General features: G+C 40.7%; 2 protein-coding genes. One reads left to right on the top strand and one right to left on the bottom strand.

What is annotated here, in order from left to right; translation table 11 throughout:
- Positions 1 to 242 (top strand): IS30 family transposase (locus FCU94_RS15820; RefSeq protein ID WP_176289401.1); only part of this gene is annotated, 242 nt, incomplete at its 5' end.
- 516 nt (positions 243 to 758) lie between these two features.
- On the opposite strand, the gene FCU94_RS15815 is transcribed toward FCU94_RS15820, so the two are convergent.
- Positions 759 to 1,103 (bottom strand): hypothetical protein, encoded by a 345-nt coding sequence (locus FCU94_RS15815; protein WP_255199288.1) that lies wholly within the window; start codon positions 1,101 to 1,103, stop codon positions 759 to 761.
- Positions 1,104 to 1,353 lie beyond the last annotated feature (250 nt).

Here is a 1,353-nt window from a genome sequence, read left to right as displayed (position 1 = left end):
GTTATGCACAATTAGAAAAACATCATAACTGCCTGTTTTACTTTGCAAATCCATACCATTCATGGGAGCGAGGCACTAATGAAAACACCAATGGCTTGATACGACAATACTTACCAAAACGCACTTCTATGTCACACGTGACACAGAAGCTCTGCAATGAAATTGCACACAAATTAAATACGCGCCCACGCAAAAGGCTTGGGTATAGAACACCAACGGAGTATATTCATGCGCATCTGTAAAAAGTGTCGCACTTCAAACTTGATACTAAGTTACTAACCATCTGTATCTACTAAACTTGCCAACACAGCGTTTTAAGCCAACGACATATCCACAAATTTTAAATGGGAATAGAACACCCGTCACTGTCCGTATGCATAAATACGAATATATTATTTGCGAGAGATTTGCTCTTATACTTTTAAGGAATACAACTATGGCTCTTAAACCAGGTCCAAAACCAATCGCAAAATCAACAGGGAAGCCTGACCAACGCAGACGTGACAACAAAAAGACTCCTGGTAACACTCCAGGGCTAAAACCTAGCAAGTCATCGAGTAAATAACTTGTGATGCCAAAGTGAGCTACTGCCTAGGTAGCTTACTTATTTAAAGATATTTTGTCATAGCTCCAGTAAGCTAACGCCCAATTAAGGGGTGAGCAACGCTACCACCCAACCTAAAGCATTGTACCGTAACCACTAAAATTGAAGTAGAAGCAAAAATGCCAAGCGTTGGGAATCCCTCTTAAATTGTTTGTTATGTTCGTAGCCTCGTGTGCCACCTAGTTACTCCCGAGAGCCTACTTTCATAGACCTTATTCACTGTTGCTACATGAGCTATGCAGTCAAAATGAAACAACACTACACATTTTTTAATGGTTTTTACTTTATCCGTATCCACTTCAACTGTTAAAGAAGCTTTCAATAACGTTGATAAGTCGATATTTTCCTTTATAGCTTCGCTTCTAAACCAAGCTGATAGCTCATTGGAAATATACAGTTCTAGCTCACCAACAATCGAATGTGAAACTGTTCCATCAAGCAAGTTAATACACAAGACACCATTAGGCAGCTCAGATAACGTTTCGAGGTCTTCACCCATCCGCCAACCGACAAACATTTTGGGTAGAACTTCGACGTAGTGATTAATCCTTTTTAGTCCCATAATCCCTCTAGAACATAACGCCCAATTAAGTAGCCCGAAACGCACTGGCTAACTTTCCGCATTGCTCGGCAACACCAAACCCGACGCAAACCAAAATCGCAGAGCGTTGAGGGTCTGCTTGAATTGTTTGTTATGCGAATTCACACGCATAAGCCAAGTTGAAGAAACGAAGATTACCTTAGACAAG

This window comes from Vibrio sp. JPW-9-11-11 (genome assembly GCF_013369335.1).
Classification (GTDB): domain Bacteria; phylum Pseudomonadota; class Gammaproteobacteria; order Enterobacterales; family Vibrionaceae; genus Vibrio.
Note: the sequence above shows the minus strand (reverse complement) of the source record. Positions and strands in the feature narration are given on the sequence as shown.